General features: G+C 67.7%; 25 protein-coding genes and 2 tRNA genes. 10 read left to right on the top strand and 17 right to left on the bottom strand.

Translation table 11 applies throughout. The features are described from left to right. Position 1 precedes the first annotated feature (1 nt). The 4 genes from ACFQRE_RS12175 to ACFQRE_RS12160 are packed head-to-tail and all read right to left on the bottom strand — an operon-like array spanning position 2 to position 4,745. Positions 2–910 carry an ABC transporter permease gene (locus tag ACFQRE_RS12175; RefSeq protein ID WP_380122630.1) on the bottom strand — a complete coding sequence of 303 codons (909 nt, stop codon included), beginning with the start codon at positions 908–910 and terminating at the stop codon, positions 2–4. Beyond that, positions 910–2,034: an ABC transporter ATP-binding protein gene (locus ACFQRE_RS12170; protein ID WP_380122628.1), complete on the bottom strand. Its 1,125-nt coding sequence runs from the start codon at positions 2,032–2,034 to the stop codon at positions 910–912. The genes ACFQRE_RS12175 and ACFQRE_RS12170 overlap by 1 nt, the downstream gene beginning before the upstream one ends. Further along, positions 2,034–3,260, bottom strand: a complete 1,227-nt coding sequence (locus tag ACFQRE_RS12165) for a polyamine ABC transporter substrate-binding protein (protein ID WP_380122626.1) — start codon at positions 3,258–3,260, stop codon at positions 2,034–2,036. Before ACFQRE_RS12165 ends, ACFQRE_RS12170 begins: the two co-directional genes overlap by 1 nt. Positions 3,261–3,299: 39 nt before the next feature. Further along, entirely contained in the window at positions 3,300–4,745 is a 1,446-nt protein-coding gene (locus ACFQRE_RS12160; RefSeq protein ID WP_380122623.1) for a gamma-aminobutyraldehyde dehydrogenase, read from the bottom strand. Positions 4,746–4,955: 210 nt separating this feature from the next. Between ACFQRE_RS12160 and ACFQRE_RS12155 the strand changes: the two genes are divergently transcribed. From ACFQRE_RS12155 to ACFQRE_RS12145, 3 genes are read left to right on the top strand one after another with little or no spacing between them, the layout of a single operon-like run. After that, positions 4,956–5,402 (top strand): Lrp/AsnC family transcriptional regulator, encoded by a 447-nt coding sequence (locus ACFQRE_RS12155; protein ID WP_380124260.1) that lies wholly within the window; start codon positions 4,956–4,958, stop codon positions 5,400–5,402. After that, entirely contained in the window at positions 5,399–6,802 is a 1,404-nt protein-coding gene (locus tag ACFQRE_RS12150) for an aspartate aminotransferase family protein (protein WP_380122621.1), read from the top strand. The genes ACFQRE_RS12155 and ACFQRE_RS12150 overlap by 4 nt, the downstream gene beginning before the upstream one ends. A gap of 26 nt (positions 6,803–6,828) precedes the next feature. After that, a complete protein-coding gene (locus ACFQRE_RS12145) occupies positions 6,829–8,190 on the top strand; it encodes an NAD(P)/FAD-dependent oxidoreductase (protein ID WP_380122619.1) in 1,362 nt (453 codons plus the stop codon). Between the two features lie 99 nt (positions 8,191–8,289). Here the strand turns inward: ACFQRE_RS12145 and rpmG are convergent, their stop codons facing one another. The 4 genes from rpmG to ACFQRE_RS12125 all read right to left on the bottom strand — a co-directional run bounded on the left by rpmG (position 8,290) and on the right by ACFQRE_RS12125 (position 9,937). Continuing rightward, positions 8,290–8,457 (bottom strand): 50S ribosomal protein L33, encoded by a 168-nt coding sequence (gene rpmG, locus ACFQRE_RS12140; RefSeq protein ID WP_009776014.1) that lies wholly within the window; start codon positions 8,455–8,457, stop codon positions 8,290–8,292. Positions 8,458–8,596: 139 nt separating this feature from the next. Continuing rightward, positions 8,597–8,670 (bottom strand) — tRNA-Met (locus tag ACFQRE_RS12135). 41 nt (positions 8,671–8,711) lie between these two features. Beyond that, positions 8,712–8,784: transfer RNA gene (locus ACFQRE_RS12130), tRNA-Thr, on the bottom strand. 109 nt (positions 8,785–8,893) lie between these two features. Beyond that, positions 8,894–9,937: a zinc-dependent alcohol dehydrogenase family protein gene (locus ACFQRE_RS12125; protein WP_380122617.1), complete on the bottom strand. Its 1,044-nt coding sequence runs from the start codon at positions 9,935–9,937 to the stop codon at positions 8,894–8,896. Between the two features lie 88 nt (positions 9,938–10,025). Here ACFQRE_RS12125 and ACFQRE_RS12120 point away from each other — a divergent pair, with 88 nt between their 5' ends. Further along, a complete protein-coding gene (locus ACFQRE_RS12120; RefSeq protein ID WP_380122615.1) occupies positions 10,026–10,613 on the top strand; it encodes an ASCH domain-containing protein in 588 nt (195 codons plus the stop codon). A gap of 72 nt (positions 10,614–10,685) precedes the next feature. Further along, complete coding sequence (locus tag ACFQRE_RS12115) at positions 10,686–11,411, top strand: ankyrin repeat domain-containing protein (RefSeq protein WP_380122612.1); 726 nt, start codon at positions 10,686–10,688, stop codon at positions 11,409–11,411. 9 nt (positions 11,412–11,420) lie between these two features. On the opposite strand, the gene ACFQRE_RS12110 is transcribed toward ACFQRE_RS12115, so the two are convergent. From ACFQRE_RS12110 to ACFQRE_RS12095, 4 genes are read right to left on the bottom strand one after another with little or no spacing between them, the layout of a single operon-like run. Beyond that, positions 11,421–12,176, bottom strand: coding sequence for a helical backbone metal receptor (locus tag ACFQRE_RS12110; RefSeq protein ID WP_380122610.1), 756 nt, complete (start codon positions 12,174–12,176; stop codon positions 11,421–11,423). A gap of 9 nt (positions 12,177–12,185) precedes the next feature. After that, the gene (locus tag ACFQRE_RS12105; RefSeq protein ID WP_380122607.1) at positions 12,186–12,839 is read right to left on the bottom strand and encodes a class I SAM-dependent methyltransferase; all 654 of its coding nucleotides are present in this window, start codon (positions 12,837–12,839) and stop codon (positions 12,186–12,188) included. Positions 12,840–12,869: 30 nt separating this feature from the next. Continuing rightward, positions 12,870–13,676: a serine hydrolase gene (locus ACFQRE_RS12100; protein ID WP_380122605.1), complete on the bottom strand. Its 807-nt coding sequence runs from the start codon at positions 13,674–13,676 to the stop codon at positions 12,870–12,872. A gap of 1 nt (position 13,677) precedes the next feature. Further along, positions 13,678–14,439, bottom strand: coding sequence for an SDR family NAD(P)-dependent oxidoreductase (locus ACFQRE_RS12095; RefSeq protein ID WP_380122602.1), 762 nt, complete (start codon positions 14,437–14,439; stop codon positions 13,678–13,680). A gap of 117 nt (positions 14,440–14,556) precedes the next feature. Between ACFQRE_RS12095 and ACFQRE_RS12090 the strand changes: the two genes are divergently transcribed. Next, entirely contained in the window at positions 14,557–14,778 is a 222-nt protein-coding gene (locus tag ACFQRE_RS12090; protein WP_380122600.1) for a hypothetical protein, read from the top strand. Between the two features lie 90 nt (positions 14,779–14,868). On the opposite strand, the gene ACFQRE_RS12085 is transcribed toward ACFQRE_RS12090, so the two are convergent. Beyond that, positions 14,869–16,326, bottom strand: coding sequence for a phospholipase D family protein (locus ACFQRE_RS12085; RefSeq protein WP_380122598.1), 1,458 nt, complete (start codon positions 16,324–16,326; stop codon positions 14,869–14,871). A 241-nt stretch (positions 16,327–16,567) separates the two neighbouring features. Between ACFQRE_RS12085 and ACFQRE_RS12080 the strand changes: the two genes are divergently transcribed. Continuing rightward, entirely contained in the window at positions 16,568–16,750 is a 183-nt protein-coding gene (locus ACFQRE_RS12080) for a hypothetical protein (RefSeq protein WP_380122596.1), read from the top strand. A gap of 204 nt (positions 16,751–16,954) precedes the next feature. Further along, positions 16,955–17,413: a hypothetical protein gene (locus ACFQRE_RS12075; protein WP_380122594.1), complete on the top strand. Its 459-nt coding sequence runs from the start codon at positions 16,955–16,957 to the stop codon at positions 17,411–17,413. Positions 17,414–17,507: 94 nt separating this feature from the next. On the opposite strand, the gene ACFQRE_RS12070 is transcribed toward ACFQRE_RS12075, so the two are convergent. Both ACFQRE_RS12070 and ACFQRE_RS12065 read right to left on the bottom strand, forming a co-directional pair. Continuing rightward, positions 17,508–17,795, bottom strand: coding sequence for a transcriptional regulator (locus ACFQRE_RS12070; protein WP_380122591.1), 288 nt, complete (start codon positions 17,793–17,795; stop codon positions 17,508–17,510). Further along, positions 17,795–18,343 (bottom strand): hypothetical protein, encoded by a 549-nt coding sequence (locus ACFQRE_RS12065; protein ID WP_380122589.1) that lies wholly within the window; start codon positions 18,341–18,343, stop codon positions 17,795–17,797. Before ACFQRE_RS12065 ends, ACFQRE_RS12070 begins: the two co-directional genes overlap by 1 nt. 178 nt (positions 18,344–18,521) lie before the next feature. Here ACFQRE_RS12065 and ACFQRE_RS12060 point away from each other — a divergent pair, with 178 nt between their 5' ends. Continuing rightward, positions 18,522–19,454, top strand: coding sequence for an NAD-dependent epimerase/dehydratase family protein (locus ACFQRE_RS12060; protein ID WP_380122587.1), 933 nt, complete (start codon positions 18,522–18,524; stop codon positions 19,452–19,454). A gap of 207 nt (positions 19,455–19,661) precedes the next feature. Here ACFQRE_RS12060 and ACFQRE_RS12055 read toward each other — a convergent pair whose 3' ends face one another. Then, positions 19,662–20,906 (bottom strand): threonine/serine exporter family protein, encoded by a 1,245-nt coding sequence (locus ACFQRE_RS12055; RefSeq protein ID WP_380122585.1) that lies wholly within the window; start codon positions 20,904–20,906, stop codon positions 19,662–19,664. A gap of 584 nt (positions 20,907–21,490) precedes the next feature. Here ACFQRE_RS12055 and ACFQRE_RS12050 point away from each other — a divergent pair. Continuing rightward, positions 21,491–21,703, top strand: a complete 213-nt coding sequence (locus ACFQRE_RS12050; protein ID WP_380122583.1) for a hypothetical protein — start codon at positions 21,491–21,493, stop codon at positions 21,701–21,703. 320 nt (positions 21,704–22,023) lie between these two features. Here ACFQRE_RS12050 and ACFQRE_RS12045 read toward each other — a convergent pair whose 3' ends face one another. Next, positions 22,024–22,218: a hypothetical protein gene (locus ACFQRE_RS12045; protein ID WP_380122581.1), complete on the bottom strand. Its 195-nt coding sequence runs from the start codon at positions 22,216–22,218 to the stop codon at positions 22,024–22,026. Positions 22,219–22,268: the final 50 nt, after the last annotated feature.

Raw genomic sequence — 22,268 nt, 5'->3', positions numbered from 1 at the left:
GTCAGACCAACTCCTCGGTGCCGGCCCGGCGCACGTAGACCGCGACCAGGACGACGATCATCGTCAGCAGGATGAAGGAGAGCGCGGCGGCCAGCGGATAGTCCAGCACCCGGAGGAACTGGCTGTCGATGACCTGACCGATCATGACCGTCTCGGTGTTGCCAAGGAGGCGCGAGTTGATGAAGTCACCCGCGGCCGGGATGAACGTGAGGAGGGTGCCAGCCACGACCCCGGGCAGCGACAACGGCCACGTCACTCGACGGAAGACCTCCGCGGGAGAGGCGAAGAGGTCGCCCGCCGCTTCGAGGAGCTGACCGTCCAGACGCTCGAGCGACGCATAGAGCGGCAGGATCATGAACGGCAGGAAGTTGTAGGTCAGTCCGCAGATGACAGCGAACTTCGATGCCAGCAGGTCGTCGTTGCCGGTGAGGCCGACAGCCTGCAACAGGCTCGTGAAACCCGTGGACCGGGCGAGCGCCACCACCGGGCCGTCATCGGACAGGATGTTGCGCCAGGCCAGCGTGCGGATCAGGAAGCTGGTGAAGAACGGCGCGATCACGAGCACGAGCAGGATGTTCTTCCACCTCCCCGCCTTTTGAGCCATGAAGTAGGCCAGCGGGTAGCCCAGAATCAGCGCGAGGACCGTGGCGGTGCCCGCATAACCGATCGATCGCACCAGGTGCGGCCAGTAGCGCTGGATGGCCTCGGAGTAGATGGCCACGTTGCCGGTGAAGGTGTAGCCCTCGTCGACGTTGCCTTCCTGAAGCGACTGGGACCCCAGCGTGAGCATTGGCGCCACGAAGAACACCGCCAACCAGAGCAGCCCCGGAGCGAGAAGGGCATAGGGCACCCAACGACCACGTCGCACCGGCTCGACTGCGCGTGCACCACCCAGTGCGACGTCAGCCATCAGATCTCCTCGAGAGCGCTCGCGGCCTCGGGTGCGTCGGTGGCAGGGACACCGAACGCATGGGCCGAGTCCCAGGCCAGCCAGACCTCGTCACCCGGACGAAGGTCGATCGGATCCACGTCCAGATTCTGCTCGTAGACGCTCCAGGTGTTGCCGCTCGCCGTCTTCACGAGGTACTGGGTTGCCACACCGGTGAAGGACACGTCGACGACTGTGGCCTTCAGGTCGCTCCCCACGCCCTTCGGCTGCTCTCTGGAGATACGCACCTTCTCGGGCCGCACTCCGAACATCACATCGCCACTGGCCACCGTGGACCGCGACACGGGGATGCTCACTTTGGATCCGTCGATCTCGGCGACGAGGAGATCTCCATCGCGGCCCGTGATCGGGCCGATCCCGAGGTTGGACTGGCCGAGGAAGTTCGCGACGAACCCGGTCTTCGGCAGGTCATAGAGCTCGGCCGGGGCACCCATCTGCTCGATCCGCCCGTGGTTCATCACGGCGACGGTGTCGGCCATGGTCATGGCCTCCTCCTGGTCGTGCGTCACGTGGATGAACGTGAGGCCGACCGACGTCTGGATCTGCTTCAGCTCGACCTGCATCTGGCGACGCAGCTTGAGGTCCAGGGCTCCCAACGGTTCGTCGAGCAGCAGCACGTCGGGTCGGTTGACCACGGCCCGCGCGAGGGCAACCCGTTGTTGCATGCCACCTGAGAGCTGCGCCGGTTTGTGCTTTGCGACGTTGGTGAGCTGCACGAGGTCCAGGGCCTCGAGGGCCTTGGTCGTCGCGCCCTTGTCCCCGCGCCTCTTCAGGCCGAACGCCACGTTGTCCAACACGTTGAGGTGCGGGAACAGTGCGTACGACTGGAACACCGTGTTCACGTTGCGACGGTAGGCCTTGATGTCGGTGATGTCGGTGTCACCGATGAAGATCTGACCCGCACTGGGTTGCTCCAGACCGGCCACCATCCGCAGGGTCGTGGTCTTCCCACATCCCGACGGACCGAGCAGGGCAAAGAAGGAGCCCTGCGGGATCTCCAGGTCCATCGGGTGGACCGCCGTGAACGTGTCGAAGTGCTTCGCCAGCCCCGACAGCCGCAGGTTCCCGGAGCTCTCCGTCGCCATCAGCCCGTCGCCAAGTCCGTGAACTGCCGCGTGAAGGTGGACTCCTCCTCGGCGGAGAGATCACGGAACTTCTTGGCCTTGGACAGCGTCTCCGCCGAGGGAAAGATCAGCTCGTTCTCGCCGAGGCTGGCGTCGATCGCCACGACGGCCTCCTTCGTTCCCGCGACCGGCGAGATGTAGTTGACCCAGGCCTCGACCTCGCCCATGACCGCAGGGTCGTAGTAGTAGTTGATGAGCTTCTCGGCGTTGGTCTTGTGCTTTGCCATGGCGGGGATCACGAAGTTGTCCGACCACAGGGTGTAGCCGGCCGAGGGCAACGTCAGGCCCAGCTCGGGCGCATCGAGGCCGAGCGAGGCAACGTCACCGGACCAGGCGACGCAGGCCGCGATGTCACCGGCAGTGAGGCCATCGGTGTACTCGTTGCCGGTGAACTTCTGGATCTGACCGGCGTCCTTCGCCTTCTGGATCATCTCGATCGCGGCGTCGAAGTCGGCCGCGGTGAAGCTGGACAGGTCCTTGCCCTGTTCGAGCAGGACGAGGCCGACAGAGTCGCGCATCTCCGAGAGCAAAGTGACCTTGCCCTTGAGCGACGGGTCCGTGAGCAGCTGGGTCATGGACTCGACCTTCTTGCCGCCCGTCGCCTTCGTGTTGTACCCGATACAGGCGAACCCGGCCTGCCAGGGCAGGGAGTACTTGCGTCCCGGGTCGAACGACACATCCTGGAAGCTGGCTTCGAGATTCTTGGCATTCGGGATGTTCGCCTTGTCGAGCGGCTGGACATAACCCTGTCGGATCAACCGGGCAACCATCCAGTCGGTCGAGCACCAGACGTCTCGACCCGTGTCCTTGCCGCCGTCCAGGAGCGGACGGACCTTGGCGTAGAACTCGTCGTTGTCGTTGTAGTCCTCGGTGTAGTTGACCTTGATGCCGGTGGCTGCGGTGAAGGCATCGAGCGTGGGACGGCTCTTCTCGTCATCCGACACATCGATGTACTGCTGCCAGTTCGACCAGTTGACCAGCTTCTCCGTGGCGGACAGGTCCTCCGCAGCCTTGGCAGTCGGCGTGACGGACGCGGACGAGCCGGCGTTGGGGCTCTTGCCTGCCGAGCCACACGCAGCCAGTGCGGTGACGCCCAGACCGGCAGAACCGAGCACCAGGCTGCGCCGACTCAACACGCCGCGCAGGAACGCGGCCTGCATGGGGGTGATGGGGGTCCGTTCGTTCATCGGTCTCTCCTGCGAGGTGGGTGGGAGTGCGCGGTCCGCTCAGCTCTCGATGTTGGCCATGACGTGCTTGATCCGGGTGTAGTCCTCGAACCCGTACATCGACAGGTCCTTGCCGTAGCCGGAGCGCTTGAAGCCACCATGCGGCATCTCCGCGACGATGGGGATGTGGGTGTTGATCCACACGCAGCCGAAGTCGAGGGCAGCGCTCATCCGCATGGCCCGGCCGAAGTCCTTGGTCCACACCGAGGAGGCCAGTCCGTAGTCGACGCCGTTGGCCCATTGCAGGGCCTGGGCCTCGTCGGTGAAGGACTGGACGGTGATCACCGGGCCGAAGATCTCGTTCTGGATCTGCTCGTCGTCCTGACGCAGACCGGAGAGCACGGTCGGCTCGAGGAAGAAGCCCTCGCCGAGGCCGGCAACGCGATGCCCTCCAGCCACGAGGGACGCGTGATCGGGGAGCCGATCGATGAAGCCGCTGACCCGTTCGAGCTGGGCCACGTTGTTGACCGGACCCAGGAGCGCGTCCGGATCGTCCGGCATACCCACTTTGGCGTTGGTGCGCGCGTAGTCGCCCAAGGCGGCGACGAAGTCGTCGTGGATGCGTGGTCCCACGAGCACGCGCGTCGCGGCCGTGCAGTCCTGCCCGGCGTTGAAGTAGCCGGCGACCGCGATGCCCTCGACGGCCGCCTCGATGTCGGCGTCGTCGAAGACGATGACTGGCGCCTTGCCACCGAGCTCTAGGTGGACCCGCTTGACCTGGGGTGCCGCACTGGCCGCGACCTCTGCACCGGCCCGCACCGATCCGGTGATGGAAACCATTGCGGGAGTGGGGTGCTCGACGAGAAGGCGCCCCGTTCCCCGGTCGCCCGTGACGACGTTGAGCGTGCCAGCCGGCAGGAACTCGGAGGCGATCTCGGCCAGCAGGAGGGTCGTCTCGGGAGTGGTGTCACTCGGCTTGAGCACCACCGTGTTGCCGGCCGCGAGCGCCGGCGCAATCTTCCAGATCGCCATCATGAACGGGTAGTTCCACGGGGTGACCTGGCCGATGACACCGATGGGTTCGCGACGGACCCAGGACGTGTGCCCCGCCATGTACTCCCCCGCGGCACGTCCCTCGAGGATGCGGGCAGCCCCGGCAAAGAAGCGCACCTGGTCGATCGCCGGGGGCATCTCCTCGCTCGCCGTGAGCGCGTGGGGTTTGCCGGTGTTCTCGGCCTCGAGGTGGACGAACTCGTCCGCCCTGGACTCGATCGCGTCGGCAAGGCGGAGGAGGGCCTGCTGCCGCTCGCTCGGTGTCGTGCGACCCCACTCGCCGAACGCCGTGCTCGCTGCGGCGTATGCCGCGTCGACGTCGGCTTCGTTGCTCACCGCGGCGCTCGCCACGACGGCGCCCGTGGCCGGGTTGGTGATGTCCTGCCTGGCCTCACCGCGGGCATCGGTGTAGGCACCACCGACGAAGTTGCGCAGGACGCGGGGCTCACTCACGACGTAGACCTCCTTGGGGTCGATCCGATGACGCACTCTAGCCAGCGGAGCCGTGGAAAGACCAGTGTTTCAGCGCAGTTGATTCGGAATCCACACATTGGCGCCGGTCAAAGTAGAGATATCCATAGCCAGCCTGTTGCGTACGGAAGCAATCCGCGCCACCATGTCGGCGTGAGCCAACCAGCCCGACCCAGCGCCGAGCCTCCCGAGATGCGTCTCGACGACGTGGCCAAGCGCATCGTCGAGATCCTCCAGAGGGATGGTCGGCGCTCCTATGCCGCCATTGCCAAGGACGTCGGCCTGTCCGAGGCCGCAGTCCGGACCCGCGTCCAGCGGCTCCTCGACGCCGGCGTCATGCAGATCGTCGCGGTGACCGATCCCCTACAGCTGGGTTTTCGCCGACAGGCGATGATCGGCGTCCGCACCGAAGGCGACCTCCTCGCGGTCGCTGACAAGCTGACGGAGCTGCCAGAGATCCACTACGTCGTGACGACCGCCGGCACCTTCGACCTCCTCTGCGAGGTCGTGTGCGAGGACGACGACCACCTGCTCGAGCTCATCACGCAGCGGATGCGTGGCATGTCCGGAGTCGTCTCGACCGAGACCTTCGTCTATCTCAAACTCAACAAGCAGCACTACGACTGGGGCACCCGATGACCGCGCAGAGCACCGAACAGCAGACCACTCCCGCCGGCACCTCCTACCAGGACGCCGCCCGCGACCACCTGTGGATGCACTTCACCCGCCACTCCGTCTTCGAGGACGGTGGGTCGGTGCCGATCATCACCCGCGGTGAGGGGCACACCATCTGGGACGACCGGGGCAACTCCTACATCGACGGGCTCTCCGGGCTGTTCGTCGTGCAGGTCGGGCACGGGCGCGAGGAGCTCGCCGAGGCGGCTGCCGAGCAGGCCAGGAAACTCGCGTTCTTCCCCCTGTGGTCCTACGCGCACCCGCCGGCCATCGCCCTCGCCGAACGCCTTGCCGCCGGCGCGCCCGGAGACCTCAACCGCGTCTTCTTCACGACCGGTGGTGGGGAGGCCGTCGAGACCGCGTGGAAGCTCGCGAAGCAGTACTTCAAGCTCACCGGCAAGCCCAACAAGACCAAGGTGATCAGCCGAGCGGTCGCCTACCACGGGACCCCTCACGGCGCCCTGTCGATCACCGGCATCCCGGCCGCCAAGGAGGCGTTCGAGCCGCTCGTGCCCGGAGCCCTCAAGGTGCCCAACACCAACCACTACCGGGCACCCGACCACCTGCGTGATGACGAGAAGGCGTTCGGGCGCTGGGCGGCGGACCGCATCGCCGAGGCGATCGAGTTCGAGGGGCCGGACACGGTCGCGGCCGTCTTCCTCGAGCCGGTACAGAACTCCGGCGGCTGCTTCCCGCCGCCTCCTGGCTACTTCGAACGGGTGCGCGAGATCTGTGACGAGTACGACGTGCTGCTCGTCTCGGACGAGGTCATCTGCGCCTTCGGTCGCATCGGATCCATGTTTGCGTGCGACGACTTCGGCTACGTCCCCGACATCATCACCTGCGCCAAGGGCATGACCTCGGGCTATGCCCCCATCGGCGCGATGATCGCGAGCGACCGTCTCTTCGAACCGTTCAAGAAGGGCACGACGTCCTTCCCCCACGGCTTCACCTTCGGCGGCCACCCCGTGTCGGCCGCCGTCGCCATGGCCAACCTCGACATCTTCGAGCGCGAGGGCCTCAACCAGCGCGTCAAGGAGAACGCCCCGACGTTCCGCGCGACCCTCGAGCGACTGCTCGACCTGCCGCTGGTCGGCGATGTCCGAGGAGCGGGCTACTTCTACGGCATCGAGCTCGTCAAGGACAAGACCACGCGCGAGACGTTCAACGACGCCGAGTCGGAGCGACTGCTGCGGGGCTTCCTGTCCAAGGCCCTGTTCGAGGCCGGGCTCTACTGCCGCGCCGACGACCGCGGCGACCCCGTCATCCAGCTCGCCCCTCCGCTCACGGTCGGGCCGGAGCAGTTCGACGACATCGAGCAGCGTCTTCGGGGAGTGCTCATCGAGGCGGAGAACCACCTGTGAGCCCGGCCTTGGGCTGAGGCGCCGCCGTGGAGACCTGGACCCCACCGCTGTGGTGGGACAACGTGACGCGGTCGCCTACGCAAGCACCCGGCATACCCGATCGAGCGGACGTCACGATTGTCGGTGCGGGCTACACGGGCCTGTGGACCGCGTACTACCTCCTGCGGGAACGCCCCGACCTGGAGGTGCTCGTGCTCGAAGCTGGGCACGTGGGGTTCGGCGCCAGTGGGCGCAACGGCGGATGGGTGTCCTCGCTGTGGCCGGTGGCTCCGGCACGCATCGCCGCCAGCCACGGCCGGGCCGCCGCGCAGGCCATGCTCGCCGAATTGCGCAGCACCGTCACGCACGTCGGGGAGGTCTGTCGCGAGGAAGGCATCGACGCCGCCTTCGCGCACGGTGGAGTCGTCATCGCCGCGCGCAGCCAGGCACAGGCCCAGCGCGCCATGGCCTCGGTGGCCGAGAGCGAGTCATGGGGAGATGACGCGCGGTGGCTCAACACGGCCGAGGCGCGCGACATCCTCGCGGTGGACAACCTCCACGGCGCGACCTGGTCGCCGCACTGCGCCCGCGTCCACCCCATGCGGCTGGTCCAGGGCGTTGCTGCGGCGGTCCGTCGACGCGGTGGGCTCATCATCGAGGGCGTGCGCGTGCTGGACGCGCAGCCGGGCGCGGTGCGGGTCAGCGGCGGCGGGATCGTGCGCAGCGACGCGGTCGTGCGGGCCACCGAGGCGTGGACGGCGCGCCTGCCGCGACTGAGACGGCAGGTCGTGCCGGTGTACTCGCTCATGGTGGCGACGGCGCCACTGCCGACCTCGGTGTGGGACGAGATCGGACTGGCCCGGCGCGAAGTCTTCTCGGACCATGGGCACGTCATCATCTATGGCCAACGCACCGCGGACGACCGGATCGCCTTTGGCGGGCGCGGGGCTCCCTATCACTGGGGATCGGCCATCCATCCGCGGTTCGACGCCGATGCCACGGTCTTCGCGGCGCTGCGACGCACCCTGACGTCGATGCTGCCCCAGGTCGGAGACGTCGAGTTCACTCACGCCTGGGGTGGACCATTGGCGGTGGCGCGCGACTGGCAGCCGTCGGTGGGTTTTGACCCCGGCGCTCGCGTCGGCTGGGCTGGCGGCTACGTCGGTGACGGTGTGGCGGCGAGCAACCTCGCCGGTCGCACGCTGGCCGACCTCATCAACGGTCGGAGCACGCCGGTGACCTCACTGCCCTGGGTTGGCCACGTCTCGCCGCGGTGGGAGCCGGAACCACTGCGCTATCTCGGCGTCAACGCCGGGCTGCGACTGGCGAGCCTGGCCGACGCGCAGGAGGCTCGCACCGGTCGCCCCACGCGGTTGACGCCGCTGCTGGGACGGCTCACGGGCGGCTGACCGGCGGCTGACCGGCGGCTGACACGACCACGCCCCTGGACATGACGAAGCCGCCCGGCACCGTGAGGTGGGGCGGCTTCGTCGGACGAGGCGCTGGGGTCAGCGGGTCTCGCGGTGCTCGGTGTGCTTCTTGCAGCGGGGGCAGAACTTCGCCAGCTCGAGCCGGTCGGGGTCATTCCGACGGTTCTTCTTGGTGATGTAGTTGCGCTCCTTGCACTCCGTGCACGCCAGGGTGATCTTGGGGCGGACGTCAGTGGCCTTGGCCATCGGGGCAACCTGCTCTCGAAAAAGTAATCGTGGTGTGAAGTGTGTGTCGCAGTGTGTCAGCGTGTCGCACCGTGGTGAACACGCGACGACCAGCACAACAGAGTACGCGAGTGCGGGTATTCCCCGAAATCGCGCCGAGTAGCGGGAGCGGGGCTCGATCCCGCGACCTCACGATTATGAGTCGTGCGCTCTAACCAGCTGAGCTACCCCGCCTTGGGGGTCGGAGGTCACCACGAGGTGATGGCCCTGACCAGAGCCCCCTGTCGGAATCGAACCGACGACCTTTTCCTTACCATGGAAACGCTCTACCGACTGAGCTAAGGGGGCCTTTCAGGCACCGGGTCAGACCCGGGCTGAGTGCGTCGGGAATGCTACACGGACACCTGCGCGGGGGTGAAATCCGGCCCCCGAAGTCCCGATCGCGACCACGTCCGGCTCACCCGGAAAGGCTGATCACGGTCATCCCCGGGGACGTCGCGGGGCGGTCCATCGCGGCGAGCGCGGTGCCGGCTTCGACCAACGTGAGGACCTCCCCGACCAGGCGATCCGGACGCAAGGTGCCGTCCTCGACGAGCGTCAGCATCGCGGCATACTCATGCGCCGCCATGCCGTGCGAGCCGTAGATCTCGAGCTCGTGAGCGATGACCCGGTCCATCGGCAACGGCGGCGTGGCGGATTCGCCGAGCAGGAGACCGACCTGGACGTGCCTGCCTCGCCGGCGGAGGCAGCTCACCGACGCCACTGCCGTCTCCGGAGTCCCGAGCGCGTCGATCGAGACGTGGGCTCCCCCACCCGTGAGATCACGGATGGTGGCGGCCGTGTCGATGTCCTGACCCGCCTTGACGAGGTGCTCGGCGCCGAGTTCGGCGGCCCGGGTCAGGGCCGCCTCGGAGATGTCGACCGCCACGACGCGAGCGCCCAGGGCCTTGCCGATCATCACGGCCGACAGTCCCACTCCGCCGCACCCGTGGACCGCGAGCCAGTCCCCCGGTCGCAGCCGACCGTGCGTGGTGATGGCCCTGAAGGCCGTGGCGAAGCGGCATCCGAGCGAGGCCGCCGTGACGAAGTCGATGGAGTCCGGCAGAGCGACGAGGTTCACGTCGGCCGCGCTGATGGCGACCCGCTCCGCAAAGGACCCCGGCCCGGTGAAGCCCGGCTGGGTCTGGTCGGGGCAGACCTGGGCGTTGCCTGACAGGCACAGATCACACACTCCGCAGCCGTTGACGAACGGCACGGTGACGCGATCGCCCACTCGCCAGTGCCTGACGTCAGCGCCGACCGAAGCGATCGTGCCCGCCAGCTCGTGTCCCGGGATCTGGGGCAGCGGGACCGGGTCGTGGCCCTTCCACGCGTGCCAGTCGGATCGGCACACCCCGGTCGCCCGGACGGAGATCACCGCACCGTCGCGTGCACAGACAGGTTCGGGCACATCGACCAGCGTCGGCGTCTCGTCGTAGGCCGAGTAGGAGATGGCCTTCATCGTCGGGTGGCCCTGATCGAGTGGGATCTGTCGCTCATGGCCCGAGTCTTGCCGACGCCGGGAGTGGGCCCAATGGCACGCTGGGCGCATGACCGACTCCCAGACCCCGCGCCCCGACGACGAGACCGCCCACGAGACCGCCGACAACACGTTCGCGGAAGGGGTGGACACCGGAGTCGACGAGGCGGCCGAGGAGCAGGTACGAGCGTTCTGGGACGTCGCTCGGCTGCATGCGCACCTCAGCGAGGTTCCTGCGTATTTCGGGCCCACTCCGCTGGACTCCGTGCCACCGCCTGCGTGGTCCTTCGGCGCCGGCCCGGAGCAGGCCGACGAGCTCCTGGGCCTCGTGCTCGCCGGCACCAAGACGGCGACCGCGGGAGCCCTCTGGGACTACGAGGCCGAGGAGGAGGCTCTGCCGGAGATCGGCACGCTCAGCATCATCCTTGACTCCAACGGACAGCCGAGGGCACTCATCGAGACCACGGAGGTGCAGGTCGTCCCCTTCGACGAGATCACCGACGAGCAGGCCAGGCTCGAGGGCGAGGGTGACCTGTCGCTGGCGTACTGGCGGGAAGTGCACCAACGCTTCTTCACCGAGGTGGCCGATCACGATCGCGGCTTCTCCACCGACATGCCGGTGGTGTGGGAGAGGTTCCGCGTCCTCTACTCCGACTGACCCAGTCGTGGCATCGCAGTGCTGATGACCGCGGGTGCGGGCGACCGAGGCGGATCTCCGAGACCGCCGCGTATGCCGCGTCCCTGGCGTGCCGCTGCGGCAGCCACGATCGTCGTGGTGACGGCCACTTCCTGCACGACCACCTCGACGACCGACCGCCCAGCCAACCCAGGGAGCACCATGCACACCTCGACGCAGGACGCTGTCGACAGCGCGAACAGCGCGCTCCTGCGGGCTGCTGAGTCGGGAGACACCGAGGCTGCTGCGGAGGCACTGGGCTCCGGAGCTGACCTGGAGACCCGCGACGACCGGGGTCGCACGGCCTTGCTTCTCGCGGCGACCCACGACCACGTCGACCTCGCGCGGCTGCTCGTTGCGCAAGGTGCGTCGCCGGATGCTCTCGACGACCGGCACGACACACCGTGGCTCGTCACCGGGGTGACCGGCAGCGTCGCGATGCTCGAGGCGCTGCTCCCGGCCAAGCCCGACCTGACGATCCGCAACCGCTACGGCGGGGTGTCGGTGATCCCCGCGAGCGAGCGCGGGCACGTCGACTACGTGCGCCGGGTCGTCAGGACCGGCATCAACGTCAACCACGTCAACGACCTCGGCTGGACGGCGCTGCTCGAGGCGGTGCTACTCGGTGACGGCGGCCCTCGCCATCAGGTGATCGTGCGAGTCCTGCTCGAGGCGGGAGCGGACCCGGCGATCGCGGACCGGGAGGGCGTCACCGCGCTGGAGCACGCGCGGTCGAAGGGTCAGTCCGAGGTCGCCACGATCCTCGAGGCGGCTGGCTGACCGCTGCGGTCAGTCGTCGATCGCGCCGCGAGCCTCGACGAGCGACGGTCCGTACCACGTGATGAGTCGACCGTTGACCAGACGAGTTGCGGTGCGGGAGAACGCTTCTGGCCCGTCCGCCTCGGTGAAGACATAGGGCTCGTCGGGCAGCAGGACGAGGTCGGCCCCGGCAGCATCGAGCTGCTCGAGGTCGACGTGGGGGTAGCGTCCCTCGACCCCGGCGGTGACGACCTCGAACCCGAGCCGGGCGAGCAGGTCGGCCGTGAACGTCGGGTGACCCACGACCATCCACGGGTCCCGCCAGATGGGCACGATGACCCGGGTGTGAGGGGTGGGGATGTCGCCACTCCAGAGGCTCTCGGCCTCCGTGAGCCATCGCGGCTCCGGCCAGGCGCAGGCCTCGACCAAGAGCCGGCGCATGGACGCGAGCGCCTGCGGCACGGTCTCGATGTCGGTGACCCACACCGCGATTCCCGCTTCACGCAGGCGTGCGACGTCCAGCTCGCGGTTCTCCTCCTTGTTGGCGATGACGAGGTCGGGACGCAGTTCGATGATGGCGGCGCGGTCGAGGTTCTTGGTGCCCCTCACCCGCGTCACGTCGAGGTCGGCCGGGTGCGTGCACCAGTCAGTTGCCCCCACGAGCGCGCCCGGGGTCGTCGCGGCCACCGCCTCGGTGAGCGAAGGAACGAGCGAGACCACACGGCATACGCCACTGTCTGGCAGGTCCACAGCGTGACCGAGGTCGTCGCGCAGCGTGCGGCTCATCGCCAGACCTCAGGCGCGGCCGACGGCGAGGAACGTCGCGAAGGTCCCGCGGCCCTGGTCGTCGCCGCCGAGCTCCTTCTCCACCGACCCGGCGTCGGTCACGGTGACGTCGTGAAACCCGCTGTCGCGCAACCGAGTTGCGAACGTCTCGCGATCGAAGCCGTCGTGACCGGTGAAGTCGTCGTGGTGCGCGTGGAAGGCACCGGTCCGGTCGTCATCGAGCTCGACGACGGCCACCCAGCCGCCGGGGACGAGGAGCGCCTTGATGCGTTCGAGCAGGAGGTCCACCTCGCGGACGTGGTGCAGCGCGAGCGCGGCCCACACCCCGTCGAAACGGTCGTCCGGCAACGGATCGGTGACGAGGTCGATTCGCTGGGCGGTGAGCCGGTCGGTGAGCCCGGCCCGTTCGATGTTGTCGCGAGCGACGTCGACCATGCCCGGCGACGCGTCCGTGACGAGCACGGTTGCGACGTGGTCGGCCAGAGCGAGACTGAGCTGACCCGTACCGCCACCGATCTCGAGGACGCGCTCGGTCCCGTCAAGGGCCAGCGCGTCGCGGAGCAGGGCGGCAGTGTCTCGTGCGCGCTCGATCTTGGCGGGGTCGGCGTCCCATGTGCTGGCGGCGGCGTCGAAGTGGCCATGGTCGTGGTCGCTGTGGGTCATGCCTGTCACCTTGCCACGCCCGTCAGCTGGTCAGCTCAGAGCGGTTCGCAGCGCGTCACCGATGTCGCGCAGTGCGCCCATGGCATCGTCGCGCCCGGTGCCGGGTGGGTCCTCGGTCCAGTTGGCCAAGACGGCGTATGCCGTGGCTCGCCCGCCGCTGTCGATGACACCCACGTCGGCGCGGACACCGAGGTTGGTGCCGGTCTTGTTGACGATGATCGGACCGGCGTACTCCTCCGCGTGGGAGAGCGGGTCCTGATGCCATGCCGAGGCGACCATCGAGAGGTCCATGCCGGGCGCGAGCCAGCCGAGCACGCGCTCACCCGTGGAGCCCGGGGCGTCGCGCTCGCTCCACAATCGGGCGAGGATCTCGACGTGGTCGGCGGCGCAGCCGAGGCTGAGGTGGGGCGGGTCGTCGGGGCCCCGCAGGCCGCGCACGACGTCGACGAGGTCGGAGCCGCGTGGAGCCCACTGTGCGGCTCGCGCGCGGATGGCGTCCTGCCCCAACAGATCGATGAGGACGTTGGTGGCAAGGTTGTCGCTCACCGCCCCGACCAGCTGTGCCACGTCGCCGAGAGGGAGGACGTCGGTCGCGAGGTGCTGCCACAGTCCGGAGTCCGCGACCGGGGCGACGACGCGGCGGTCGCTGGGCTGATCGGCGGTGAGCCTGCCGTCGCGGAGGCGCTCGGCCAGCTCGATGAGGGCAAAGACCTTTCCCACGCTCGCAGTCGACAGCAGCCGATCCGGGTCGTGCGAGGCCAGAACCTCCCCGCTGCCGAGGTCGACGATCGCAATGGACCAGTCGACCCCGGGCAGCAGTTCGAGGTTCAGCAGCACGTCAGCGCGGCGCCATCCGCAGGGCGCCGTCGAGGCGGATCGTCTCGCCGTTGAGGTAGTCGTTGTCGATGATCGCCAGGGCGAGCTTGGCGTACTCCGTCGGCGCCGCGAGGCGCTGCGGGAACGGCACACCGGCAGCCAGGCCAGCGCGGAACTCCTCGGAGACCGTGGCGAGCATCGGGGTCTCGACGATGCCGGGGGCGATCGTGCAGACGCGGATGCCGTACTGGCTGAGGTCGCGCGCGGCCGGGAGGGTGAGGCCGACGATGCCGCCCTTGGACGAGGCGTATGCCGCCTGGCCCACCTGGCCGTCGTAGGCCGCGATGCTGGCCGTGTTGATGACGACGCCACGCTGGCCATGCTCGTCAGCGTCGGTCTGGGCGATGGCCTCGGACGCGATCGCGAGCACGGTGAAGGAGCCGATGAGGTTGATCTCGATGATCTTGCGATAGAGGGCGAGGTCGTGGACGCCCTTCTTGCCGAGGATGCGCGCGCTCGGGCCGATGCCGGCGCAGTTGACGACGAGGCGAAGCGGTGCGGAGGTGTCGGCGCTGGCTTGGGCGACGGCTGCCCGAACCTGTCCCTCGTCGGTGACGTCGGTCGCGACATAGGTGATGCCGTCGACCGCCGAGGCCTGTTCTATGCCTTGGGCGAGGTCGAGGGCGTAGACGTGGGCGCCATGGGCGGCAAGGGCGGCTGCGGTCGCGGCGCCGAGGCCGGAGGCGCCCCCCGTGACGATGGCGGAGGTGTGCTGAATCTGCATGGCCGTCATCCTGTCACTGCGCGCGGACGTCGCCTCACCCCCTCACGTTCACGCCAGCAACCGGCGGTGTAAGGCGGAAGTTCGCGGTCCGGGCCCAGACCGGGCACAATTGGACGAATGACAGATGCATCCGCGCACCGCCGCCCTCGGCACGCCAACAGCCCGTTCCGGCCTCAGGCCGAAATGGCGGTCGAAGAGTTCGCGGCGGGCGACCGCGTTTGTCACGACTCGCACGGCTTGGGACGTGTTGTGAGCGTCGATGCGGGCGGGGCCACCGTTGACTTCGGCGGCAGCACCCTGCGGATTGAAACGCCATTCCGCAAGATGACCAAGCTCTAGCCTCGTACCCCCCTTCCAACGGCAGGACTTCGCTGTCGGACCTTGACGAGGTTCGGGCCCTCACAGCGACATCCGTAGGTCATGGCGACCTCAGAAGTTTGTCGTGCCGCGCAGCTGTCGCGGGCGGCCGTCGGGGTCATAGAGGGCCAGGTAGGCCGGGCGTGCCCATCGCCTCGTCCCGACAGAGAGCGCAGGGGGCAGGTGACGGCGGATGCGGCTGCCCGGGGCATCCTCACGCTCGGCCCACAAGGCCTGGGCGCCACTCAGGTCCGCCATCCGCGGCTCGTCCTGCGGCAGGCCCAGGTGCTCGGCCCACAACGACGTGCGAACAGTGCGGGGCAGCGCGCCAGCGGGGTCGACCACCGCGCAGGTGAGCTCGGAGTCGTGCGTCCAGGAACGCCGGTTGAGGTTGTCGGAGCCGATGGTCATCCACTGGTCGTCGACCACGCAGACCTTGGCGTGCACGTAGATCGGGGTTCCCTCGGCGTTCTCGAGGTCGAAGAGCGCAAAACGGTCGCCCCCTGCCTCCCGCAGCAGATCCCAGGCCAGGCGTTGCCCGTGGAGCATCGGGGGTCCCGCGATGCGGCTGTCCTTCTCCGGGAATCGGGGGACGACTGCGATCACCTGAAGCTCCGGCTCGCGTCGAAGGGCCTCGGCGAGCGTGGCCGCTACGACGTCGGACCAAAAGTACTGGTCCTCGATGTAGATCAGCCTGCGGGCCCGGCTGAACGCATGGGAGTAGGCCCTCGCGATCGAGCGTTCGCCATCCGGGGCAAAGGGGTATGCCGGTCGCTTCGACGGGTAGGTACGCAGGATCTGCACCAGGTGCGGACCGGCCTCTGGAGGCGGATCCCAGCGCTGTGGCAGCGGCTTGGTGTGCCGAGGCATCCTGGTCAGCCGATGGAGCACCGCTCGGTAAGGGTTGCGGTGGTCGAGCGGCGTGGGGTCGTCCCACCGTTCCGCGAACGTGTCGAGGACGTGCGCCACCGCAGGTCCACGGATCTCTGCCATGGCGTCGTGCCAGGGCGGGGTGGGGCCGTAACGCTCGTCCAGTGGCGGCGCCTGGGGATCACCGTCATGTTTTGCGTCGTCACGACGACCGTGACACAGGTCGATGCCACCGACGAACGCGACGTCCTCCTGGGGCATGCCCTGGCGTCGCACGACGAAAAGCTTCTGGTGGTGGGACCCTCCGCGGCGCACTCTCTCGTCGAAGAGCGCCTCCCCACCGGCCTCGTTGATGATGGTGCCGAGGTGGTTGTTCTCCTCGCTGTTGAGACTGCCGGGGTGGGAGCGCCAGAGCAGGGCCCGGACCTCGACGCCCCGACGTAGTGCCGAGGACAGCAGTTCGGTGGTGGTGGGGCCGTTACTGGTCAGGCGTTGGTCGGCATCACCGCGCCAGTCGGTGAGGAAGATCCGGTCCCCTGCCTGGGTCGCTTCGACGACCTCGAGCAGACGTGCGAAGTAGTCGGCTCCGTGCACGTGCGGCACGACGAGGTTCCCTGCGGTCCACGGCCGCTCCGCGGTGGGAAGGAACCAGTCGCTCACGTGCCCACTCTCCCATCGGGTGGTGTGACGTAGGCCGGTAGCGCCAAGCCAACGATGAGCCGCTCGAACGCTCCAGCCGGTGGGCGATGGTTTGGTAGGCAATGGGTCGGTCGCGTGCCTCGACCAGGCTGGGCAGGTGAGCGGTCAGGTTGTAGCACAGCATCCCCGGTCGCGCTTCACGCACGGCTGAGGATCGGGCAGGCCGGATCATCCAAGGAAGCCATACGCAAGGAGTGTCGAGGTGGAGATCGACAGGCAGGAGATCATCGACCAGCTTCGCGGCCGAAATGAGAACGAAGTGGCCGACCGCGCGGCGCGTGAGCTGTCAGAACTAGTCGACACCGACGAGCACGCAGCCCTGCTGCATCAGCTCGGCATCAACCCGCTAGATCTGCTCGGCGGGGTCGGCGGGACCTTCCGCTGAACTGACAGCACTGGCCGGTCGGCGCCGACTACGGGCACCACCAAAATGCACGAGGATTCGAAGGACCCAGTCGACTCTGACCGGCGCATCTTTCGCGGCGGTATGGGCCATGTCGCGACAACACCCAACTAGCCCTCGTGAGGAGCCGCCAATCGCTCCTACTGAGTTGGGTACAGCGGAGGGCTGCAGTGGCAACATGATCCGATGGCATGGGAATGGGTTGGGCCGACCAGCGCGGCGACCGTTGGCCTCGGCGGCATCGTCTTCACCTGGTTGAGCGGTGCGCAGGGCAGGGTGCACGCAGAGCGAGTTGTTCGTATGAATCAGGATGACCAAGACCAGGCCAGGATTTTGCAGGAGAAGCGAGACGCCTATGTCGCAGCGCTCGAGTACGGGGAGCTAGAGGCGCATAGGCGGCGCTACGAGAAGAAGGGCCGCCAAGACAAGCTCGAGAAGCTGGAGCAGACCTTTCCCAAGGGCGAGCGCGTCCGCATGAGTATCCGCGCACGGGCTGGGCTCGAAGCCTTCGGCAGCGAGAAGGTGCGGAACCTGGTGGAGTCCTGGCGCGAAGCAGGGAGCGCTGGCCATGACGACAAGCTGGACCAAATCTACGGGGAGTTGCGGGAGCAGATGCGGGCTGAACTAGGTCGCTCCGGCGATTGAGCGAGTCGTGGCGACCCTGACGTACACGCGGCGGTAAGACGCACCCGTAGACGGCTGGGGACAAATGGGATGAGGTCGTCGATGTCGTTGGCGGTCAGTGGACCATGTCGATCAACCGGCGCAGCGCCGCGACGTGCTCACGCAAAGCCTTCCGGCCGGTGGCGGTCAGTGCGATCCACGTCGTGCGACGCCCCGCCAGGACGCCCTTGCGGATGCGCACGTATCCCGCTTCGGCCAGCGCCGAGAGGTGCTTGGACAAAACTGAGTCACTGACCTCGAGAGCGGCTCGCAGCGTGGAAAACTCCGCCTCGGACACCGCAGACAGGGTCGTCATCGCCTGAAGCCGGGCTGGTGCGTGGATCAACGGGTCGAGCTCGGGCATCAGCTGCCGACCATCAGGACGGCGATCCCTACACACGCCGCCAGAGCAAGGAGGGCGAGCATCCGAGGGGAGGCGCCACCCGCGCGCTCAACAGGGTTGCGTCTGTAGGCGTGCCACCAGCGGTAGGCGCTCAGCGAGTACGCGGCACCTCCTACCGCAGCCGCGAACACGACGAGCCACCAGCGCGAGTCGAAGGCGGCCAGGGTCGCGGCTGCGAACGTACCCATGTACGCCAGCGTCGACGTGGTCCCTGTTCCGAGGATGATCGTGCTGGCCAGACCGTCCACCCTGACGCCGTTGATTCGCCGGAACTGGACGAGGACGAGTGCAGCAATGGCCAGGAAGACCGCCGCCCCAGCCAGCACCACCGCCAGCCCAGCGGTCGTCTGGGCAGCAATCCCGTACGCAGCGGCACCTACCTGGCCCGCAATCGCGACGGCTAAGACGGGGAACAGGCCTCTGGGCAACCGAAGGCCAGTAGCCAGGCGATCGCGCGCCCGGTCTGCCGCCGCGAGGACGGAACTCGGGTCACCTGGGTGCTGGGGCAACGGCTTACTTTCCACAATGGAAAGCATGCATGCAACTTTCCAAGTTGTCAAGTAGCGGCTTGGAGCCACAGCTTGTGGATCCGACCCGGCTGTCCAAGCCAGCGCACAGGCGGCGGAGTGACGCATGACAGAGCAAAAAGTGAGACCGGGCACGATGCGCGAAGATATGGTCGCAACCATGCGCGTGGTCGTCATCGGAGGCACGGGACACATCGGCACCTATCTGGTGCCGAGCCTGGTGAGGTCCGGGCACGAGGTGGTCGTCATCAGTCGTGGCGTGCGCCGCGCCTATCGCGAGGACCCGCTCTGGGAAGTAGTGCAGACGGTGGCGTGCGACCGCGGGAAGGCGGAGGCAGACGGCGTCTTCGGTGCGGCCGTCGCGCAGCTCAACCCCGACGCAGTCGTGGACCTGACCTGCTTCACGCCAGCACAGGCCTGTCAACTGGTCGAGGCGCTCGACGGACAACACCTCGTGCACACGGGAAGCCTGTGGTCCTACGGTCCCAGCGCACTGGTCCCCACCACCGAGGACGCACCCAAAGAACCGTACGGTGACTACGGCATCGGCAAGCTGGCAATCGAGCGGTACCTGATGAGCCAGGACCGCGTCCGCGCGACCGTGGTGCACCCGGGCCACATCAGCGGCCCCGGGTGGATGCCGATCGGCCCGGCCGGCAACCTAGACCCGGCGGTCATCGACAGGCTTCGGGCGGACGGTTCGTGTCTGCTGTCGGACCGCGGCGGCGAGACCATCCACCACGTGCATGCCGAGGACGTCGCGGGTCTGCACCAAGCGTGCCTGGAGCAGCCAGACAACGCCGCGTGGCACAGTTTCAACAGCGTCTGCACGCAGGCGCTGACACTGCGGGGGTATGCCGCGCTCGTCGCCCGCCACTTCGGTCACCAACCCAAGCTGGAGCTCGTCCCGTGGAGTGAATTCGCCGCACGTGTCGGCCCGGACCAGGCGGCACTCACCCTAGATCACATTGCGCGGGCTCCCCTGTTCTCGATGGACAAGGCGCGAGCAGTCCTTGGCTTCGTCCCCAAACACAGCGTCACAAACACGGTGCTGGAGTCGATCGATGCCTGGGTCGCCGCCAACCGAAACTGAGCCGGTCAAACCCCTGACACCGCCCTTGCGAGCAGAGGAAGGAGCTCCGGTGTGCTTGCCGTCATCCGCCCAGGCAGTGCGCCCGGAAGGCGGCGGATAGACGCGCTTCTCGAGGAGTGAGTACGCCTTTGGATGCAACGCTGCGAGTTCACGGTCGTGTGTCCCGCAGAGGCCCTCTCGTGCATCGGCAGGGCTGTTCGTGATGGCTTAGGTGGCGGGCGCGGACAGCCGCCCGCGCAGGGAGCTGCCGAGGGAGGAGCCCACCAGCAGGCCAAGAGAGATGGCGATGACGACCCCGAGCACGCCCAGGGCGACGTCGGTGGCCGACTCGCGACCCGCCGCGAGTTCGGTCACGCCCAGGAGGCCCAGGCTTCCGGGCACGAGCAGCCAGAACGCCGGCAGGAAGAGCACAAGGCGTGCCAGCTGCGGTCGTCGGAGCTCTACCACGCTCGCCCCGAGGCTGGCCGCGATCGCCCCGAGGAAGCCGCCAAGGCCGATCGAGCCGAGCTGTTGCCCGGCGACCTGGGCGCCGAAGGCCAGGCTCAGCACGAGCAGGACCCAGCCCTGCATCCGCAGTGGCACTCCCTCCATCAGGCAGATGCTCAACCCGATGAGCAGCAAACCGACAGGAGCACCAGCCCAGCCGATCTCGTCGACCCGGAGGTTGGCCAGCGTCGCGGACGGCACGCGAAGCAGGGCGGTGGCCATGAGGAGTCCCAGCGCGAACAACCCCAGCTGCACCAAGCCGTAAGTGAGCCGTGCCGACCCTGCCTGCATGTGTCCGGCGGCGAGTTCCGACATGCCGTTGACGACCAGCGCTCCGGGGAGCAGGACCGCCAGTGGCGGCAGGACGGTGCGCAAAGGACCCTCCAGCAGTCCTGCGTTGGCCGCGCCGAAGACGGCCAAGGAGACCACGAACGCGGCAAGCGTCGGCAACAGCGACTTGACCACTTGGTACCGCTCCGCCAACTGGACGAGCATGAACACGATGACTGCCCCGACGGCGGCCGCGGCGACGTTGGCCCAGCCGGGTTGCAGGATCAGCGCAATACCGACGGCGAGCACGGGCCAGGCCAGGGCGACCAACCACTGGGGGTGCCGGACAGGGCGACGCGCAACCTCCGCGAGCTGCTCGCGGGCGGCGCCGGGCGCGAGCTCGCCCCGGATCAGTTGGTAGCGGATTCGGCGCACGCTCGCGGACTGGTGGAGGCGCATACCGGGGGGAGCCGACCGATACGTTGAGGGACCCCCGTCGGTGAGGGTGACGACCAGACCCGTGGGACCGACTGCTGTCTGGATATCGGGGTAGCCCAGTTGGATGCCGACCTCGGCGAGCTCCTCCTCGATCTCCTGCACTGGTTGTCCGGTCGCGATCATGGCAGTGCCGAGGTGAGCCAGCAGGGCGCGGGTCTCGGTTGCGTGGGCGTCGTCAGCGGTGCTTGATGGTGGCATCACGGCTCAGCGTGCGCCAACGAGCCTGACTTGGGACAGGCCTGCCGGTCCTCGTGATACCCGCGCGCCTCGCTACCAGGAGTCGGCTGTCTCCACATGTGCTTGCGCCCGCGCATTTCACCCGAGTCCTCATAGCTGTCCGCTGCCAGGTGTCCCGTCATGCTCGTCATCATGTCAAGGCAGACGACCAACCTGCATCGAAGCGGCGCAAGCGGCGGAAGGACGCACCTGTCGTGGAGCGTCGAAGCCTAAGGAAGCGTAGTGGACCGATGCCGGCCCGCCTGAGTAGGAGGTCCATCGGTACCGATTGAAATCATCATGTTGAAAGGACCTTCAAATGCCGGATGATGTCGAGTCTTCGCCTACGGCAGCGGTGGTCTCGAGAGGCGCTGTCAGTGTGACGTGCAAGGCTCCGGAGGTGACCTACCAACCCGCCTTCTTTGAAGTCTCGGCTCAGCTGATACCCGTGCTGTTCTTGGCCATGGTCGTCGAAGATCGGCTGAGTTCTACGGACGTGGAAACACCAAGCGACCGCGTGATTCGCTCGTGGTACTTGCCTCCTCGTGGCAGGCGAGGTCCTTGCCTTGGCTGTCGTCGCCGGCGGCATCCGCAGTTCGACGAACGTAGGAACCATCGTTGCCCTCTGCATGCTCTTCGCGGGCTTCCTCATCGCGCTCCCTGCAATCGGACTCGAGCTGCAGGCGCATCGATCACGCCATGAGCGGGCTGGGCATGCCCTTGCCGGCCTGCTCGTGATCGTCCTCATCGTGGCAGTGGCGATCGCCGTCAACTTCTAGGACAGGGCCGAGAGAGAGTTGATAGCCGACGTTGAGAAGCTGGATGCTTCTCCGACTCAGACGACCGCGTAGTGGGCTCGGTCTCGGCCGCGCCGGCCCGGCAGGCGGCGGTGTGACGCACCCGCCTCCGGACCTTCGGTCGGATGGCACACTTCCTGGCCGTAAGTGCGCGCGGCAACTACTCGGCGTTGCCCTGACGTCGCACCCGGGCCGCCCGACCACCCAGGTGCACGTGCATGTCGACGAGCCCAGGTTGCACGAAGGCGCCGTGCAGACAAGAACCATCCCCTGGCCGATCCCCACCCCATTGTCGAGGGCAATCACGCGCTGATCGCCTCGTCGAAGGTTCGCAGTGACAGCTCGCCCTTGGGCAGGAACGCGCGGGCGGATGTGGCGGTGAGCCTTGAGTCCTTGCCACCCTTGCCACCGCCTTCAGCAGCGAGGAGACTCAGGCATTGAAGGACCCCTCTGTCTGCGGTCGGTTGCGGTCGCCTGTCATTCAGGAGCAGCGTCATGAGCAGAATGCTTGCGGGTCGGAGAACGGCCGCGCTGGCCGTCGTGGCCA

The sequence above is a fragment of the Knoellia pratensis genome (assembly GCF_042666395.1).
Lineage (GTDB): Bacteria > Actinomycetota > Actinomycetes > Actinomycetales > Dermatophilaceae > Knoellia > Knoellia pratensis.
This window is presented reverse-complemented; position numbering and strand designations above follow the sequence as displayed.